Source organism: Streptomyces sp. 13-12-16 (assembly GCF_002114215.1).
Lineage (GTDB): Bacteria > Actinomycetota > Actinomycetes > Streptomycetales > Streptomycetaceae > Streptomyces.
Window position 1 is genome coordinate 1 of record NZ_NCTE01001070.1, and the last position, 4,952, is coordinate 4,952.

The following is a 4,952-nucleotide window of genomic DNA, read 5'->3' on the forward strand; positions in this document are numbered from 1 at the left end:
CCGGGTGCCGTCGGAAGCCGGCCCGGAAGGCCGGCGCGGCTCGGCCGGCCGGCGCGTCCTGTCCCTGCTGAATCCGCGCAGCGTCGCCGGTCAGGTCTTCCTGCTGCAACTGGTGGTCGTGCTGTTGCTCATCGTCACGGCCGTGGTGGCGCTCGTGATCCAGGACCGCAACAGCGCCATCCAGGAGGCCGGTGATCGCTCGCTGGTGGCGGCCGAGTCGTTCGCGAAGGCGCCGGGCACGGCGGAGGCGATGCAGAGCGATGACCCGACCGCCGCGCTTCAGCCCCATGCCGAGGCGGTGCGCGAGAAGACCGGCGTCGACTACGTCGTGGCGCTGAGCCCCTACGGCTTCCGCTGGACCCACCCGGACCCGGACAAGATCGGGGAGCACGTCTCCGGCTCCTACGACGAGGCGCTCGGAGGCGAGCCCCACCAGACCACGTTCGACAGCAGTCTGGGAAAGGCGGTCGACTCGACGGTGGCCGTCTTCGACGAGGAGGGGACCGCGGTCGGCCTCGTCACCGTGGGGGTCACGGTGGACAAGGTGACCAGTGTGGTGCAGCACCAGCTCCCGGTGCTCTTCGCGGCCGGCGGTGTCGCGCTGCTCCTTGCCGCGGGCGGGTCGGCGTTGGTCAGCGGGCGATTGAGGCGCCAGACCCGAGGTCTGTTGCCGGTGGAGATGACCCGCATGTACGAGCACCACGACGCGGTGCTGCACGCGGTGCGCGAAGGCGTGATCATCACGGACGGCGATGGGAAGCTGCTGCTGGTCAACGACGAGGCACGCCGACTGCTCGCCCTGCCGCCGAAGGCCGAGGGCAAGCCGGTCACGGCGCTCGGGCTGAGTCCGGCCCTGGCCGGGCTGCTGGAATCGGCCCGGGCGGTCACGGACAAGGTCTTCCTCGCCGGGGACCTCCTGCTCGCGGTCAGCCTGCGGCCGGTGGGCCCGAAGGGGGGTGTCGTCGCCACCCTGCGGGACACCACGGAGCTGCGCGCCCTCGCGGGCCGGGCGGAGGTGGCGGGCGGGCGCCTGCAGCTGCTGTACGAGGCCAGCACACGGATCGGGACGACCCTCGACATGAAGCGCACCGCCGAGGAGCTGACCGAGGTGGCGGTCCCGCGCTTCGCCGACTTCGCCACCGTGGAGCTGGTCGAGCCCGTGCTGCTCGGTGACGAGCCGACGGGGGCGCGTACGGAGATGCGCCGGATCGCAGCCGCGGGCATCCGGGAGGAGGCACCGCTCAACCCGGTCGGGACGTCCCTGCGCTACGTGTCCGACAACCCCGTGTCCGTAGGCATGACCACCGGCCGTCCGGTCCTGGTGCCGAACCTCGCCATGGCCGACGGATGGCGTGCCCAGGACCCGGAGCGGACCCGGAAGGTCATCGAGTACGGGATCCATTCCATGATCTCCGTGCCGCTCCAGGCCCGGGGGCAGTTGCTGGGTGTCGTGGAGTTCTGGCGTTCCGAGCAGGAGCCCTTCGAGTCGGACGACCTCTTTCCCGCCGAGGAGCTCGCCACGCGGGCGGCCGTGTGCATCGACAACGCGCGCCGCTACACCCGCGAGCACACCACGGCTGTCACCCTCCAGCGCAGCCTGCTGCCCAGGACGTTCCCCGAGCTGTCCGCCCTGGAGGTCGGGCACCGGTACCTCCCCGCCCAGGCGGGCGTGGGCGGCGACTGGTACGACGTCATCCCGCTGCCGGGGGCCCGGGTCGCCCTGGTGGTCGGTGACGTCGTCGGCCACGGACTGCACGCCGCCGCGACGATGGGCCGCCTGAGAACCGCGGTGCACAACTTCGCCTCGCTGGACCTGTCTCCGGACGAGCTTCTCGCGCACCTGGACGATGTGATCACCCAGATCGACCAGGACGCGGCGGCCGAAGGGAACACCGAGGCCGTCACCGGGGCCACCTGCCTCTACGCCGTCTACGATCCGGTCTCCGGACGGTGTGTCCTGGCCCGGGCCGGCCATCCCGGTCCGGCGCTGGTGTCGCCCGACGGCTCCGTGACCTTCCCCGACATCCCCGTCGCCCCGCCGCTCGGCGTGGGCGGGGGGCTGCCGGTCGAGACGGCCGAACTCCGGCTGGCCGCCGACAGCCGACTGGTCCTGTACACCGACGGGCTGGTCGAGGCCCGAGGGCGCGACATCGACATCGGGCTCGGCATGCTGAGGGAGGCACTGCTCCGTACGGACGGAGCCACCCCGGACGGCACCTGTCGCGTGGTGCTCGACGCGATGCTGCGCGACGGGTCGAGTGACGACATCGCCCTGCTCGTCGCACGGACCCGGCTGCTGGACCCGGACCGGGTCGCGGAGTGGGAGGTGCCCGACGACCCCGCCGCCGTCTCCCGGATCCGGACCGAGGCGACCGGCAGGCTGGAGTCCTGGGGGCTCGGCGAGACCGCCTTCACGACCGAGCTGATCCTCAGCGAACTGGTCACGAACGCCATCCGTTACGGAGCGAGCCCCATCAGCCTGCGACTGCTGCGCGACGGCGACAGTCTGATCTGCGAGGTCGGCGACGGCACCAGCACCTCCCCGCACTTGCGCCGCGCGGCCATCACCGACGAAGGGGGCCGTGGCCTGTTCCTCGTGGCCCAGCTGTCGCGCCGCTGGGGCACCCGCTACACCGACAGGGGGAAGATCATCTGGGCTGAGCAGTCGCTGGACGCCGGTGCCACCGGGGGCCTGGGCGGTCTCCTGATGGCCGACCTGTGAGGGGGCGGGGACACGGGACCGGTGCTCCCCTCACGGGTGCGCCCGCCCGGCGGTGTTCAGGAGCCGTCGTCGACGGTGAGGTACGGGATCTTGACCGGATCCTGGCCGAAGGCGGCCCCGAGATAGACGGCCGACAGTTTGGCGAGCGTCCCGTCGTCGATCAGCTGCTTGATGATCCGGTCCAGCTCCTCCTTGTCGGGTGCCCCCCTCGGGTACAGGGCGCCGTAGCTCTGCCCGGTCCTGTACTGGCCCACGAGGCGCACCCTGTCCTCCCTCTTCTGGGGATACGCCAGCAGGATCGTCGTGTCGTGGACGACCGCGTCGATCCGCCCCTCCTCCAGCGCCGTTACCAGCTCCGGGTCGTTGGCGAACGCGGTCACGGGCTTGGTCGGCTTGAGGCGGCTCGCGACGAACTTCTCACCCGTGGTGCCCTCGGCCACCCCGATGCGGACATCGCGGATGTTGTCCTCGTCGATCTGCTCGCCGTCCCTGATGAGCAGTCCCAGGGTCGAGGAGAGGTAGGGCGGGGAGAACGCGGCGACCTTGCTCCGCTCCGGGGTGATCGTGATCTGTGCCAGGGCCAGGTCGAAGTCCTTGGTCCGGCCGGACACGACCTCCGGGAAGGGGGCGTTCTTCACCGCCACCCGGTCGAGACCGGCCCGGTGGGCGATGTTGGCCGCCATGCAGTACTCGTACCCGCTCGTCACGGAGTCCGGCGTGTCGCCGTTCCACCACCCGGGCGCGGGCAGGGTCGTCTTGACCGTGAGGGCGCCCGCCGTCTCGGGCGACAGGTCGAACTCCCCGTGTTGTCCTGAGATCGGACAGTCACCGTAACGGACGTTCGACGGCTCCGACCCGCCCTGGTCGCACGCCGACGTCACGACGATGAGCACCACACTGACAGCCCCGGAGACGATCGCTGCCGCGGCGCGCATCATTGCACCTCCGGTAGGGACATGCTCCTGACGTCACCATAAAACACCACATACGATGCGACCGCCCGAGCCCGAGGAGGGCCCGCAGCCCGACGGGGTGCTCCGCTCCGGTGACAGTCGCGGGCTGTCGTGCGCGGCCACGCGACGGGCCGCCCCGGGCCTGCTCTTGTGTTCATCGCCGCACAGGACGAACAGAGGAGTAGTGCCGTGCCCTCTCAGGGTTCCGACCTTTCGTACACCGTGCCGGGTATGAGCACGCAGGACAGCAGCCGGATCGTGGCGATGCTGCAGCTGCGCCTGCACGCGCTGAACGATCTGCACCTGACGTTGAAGCACATCCACTGGAACGTGGTCGGTCCGCACTTCATCGCGGTCCACGAGATGCTCGACCCTCAGGTGGACGAGGTCCGGTCCATGACCGACGACCTCGCCGAGCGGATCTCCACCCTCGGCGGTGAGCCCAAGGGAACCCCCGGTGCCCTGGTCGACGAGCGCACCTGGAACGACTACTCGATCGGGCGGGCCGAAGCCATCGAGCACCTCGGTGCCCTGGACCTCGTCTACACGGGTGTGATCAAGGACCATCGTGAGGCCATGCAGGCCACCGAGACGTCCGACCCGGTCACCCAGGACATGCTCATCGAGCAACTGCGGGGTCTGGAGCTGTTCCAGTGGTTCGTACGCGCCCACCTGGAGTCCAGCGGCGGCAGGCTCAGCACCCGCGGCGCCACCACGGAGACCGGCGCCGCGGGACAGGCGGCGGACCAGGCGCGCGAGCAGCCCTGACCGGTACGGGAACGAGCCGCGGCCCGTTCCTTCCCGTGGGTGGTCAGCCGACGGCGCCGCTGACGTACTCGTCCAGCGCCCGGCCCGGTCGCGCCGAACGGCTCTGAGGGGAGGTCCAGCGGGTACGTCGCCCGCTCCGTCCCGAGCGCGACAGCCCCGCCGGCGGGCAGGTCCGCTCGGGGCACACCCCTGCTCCGGTGCTCCGGGGCATCCGACCGGAGTGCCGTCGACGATCGCGGGCCGGCGGGGTACGACCGCCTGCGGTCGCTGGGCTACCGCTCCGGAACACCGCTGTGCCGGTAGCGCACGGCGAGGGCCGCGATGTCGTCGTCGAGCCTTCCGCCCGCGTAGTGGAACAGGTCCGCGTGGAGCCGGTCCAGCAGTTCACGGGGCGTCGCCTGGTTGTGCCGTCGCGTCCAGTCCGCCAGCGGGAAGAACTCGCCGGCCCGGTCGCGGGTCTCCGTCACGCCGTCGGTGTAGAGCAGCATCTGGTCGCCCGGGAGGAAGGC

General features: G+C 71.0%; 4 protein-coding genes. 2 read left to right on the plus strand and 2 right to left on the minus strand.

The window, feature by feature from the left end:
- Nucleotides 1-4 precede the first annotated feature (4 nt).
- Nucleotides 5-2,722 carry a SpoIIE family protein phosphatase gene (locus B7767_RS35340; protein WP_085575632.1) on the plus strand — a complete coding sequence of 906 codons (2,718 nt, stop codon included), beginning with the start codon at nt 5-7 and terminating at the stop codon, nt 2,720-2,722.
- A gap of 56 nt (nt 2,723-2,778) precedes the next feature.
- Here B7767_RS35340 and B7767_RS35345 read toward each other — a convergent pair whose 3' ends face one another.
- Nucleotides 2,779-3,657 carry an ABC transporter substrate-binding protein gene (locus B7767_RS35345; protein ID WP_256923680.1) on the minus strand — a complete coding sequence of 293 codons (879 nt, stop codon included), beginning with the start codon at nt 3,655-3,657 and terminating at the stop codon, nt 2,779-2,781.
- Between the two features lie 207 nt (nt 3,658-3,864).
- On the opposite strand from B7767_RS35345, the gene B7767_RS35350 reads away from it, so the two are divergent.
- A complete protein-coding gene (locus B7767_RS35350) occupies nt 3,865-4,443 on the plus strand; it encodes a Dps family protein (RefSeq protein WP_085575631.1) in 579 nt (192 codons plus the stop codon).
- A 272-nt stretch (nt 4,444-4,715) separates the two neighbouring features.
- Here B7767_RS35350 and B7767_RS35355 read toward each other — a convergent pair.
- Nucleotides 4,716-4,952, minus strand: a 237-nt coding sequence (locus tag B7767_RS35355; protein WP_179167425.1) for a SpoIIE family protein phosphatase, incomplete at its 5' end; no start/stop codon positions are given.

What these genes read in the sequence shown, in the direction of transcription:
- B7767_RS35345 (WP_256923680.1), bottom strand. Translation starts at nt 3,657, where the DNA reads ATGCGCGCCGCGGCAGCGATCGTCTCCGGGGCTGTCAGTGTGGTGCTC.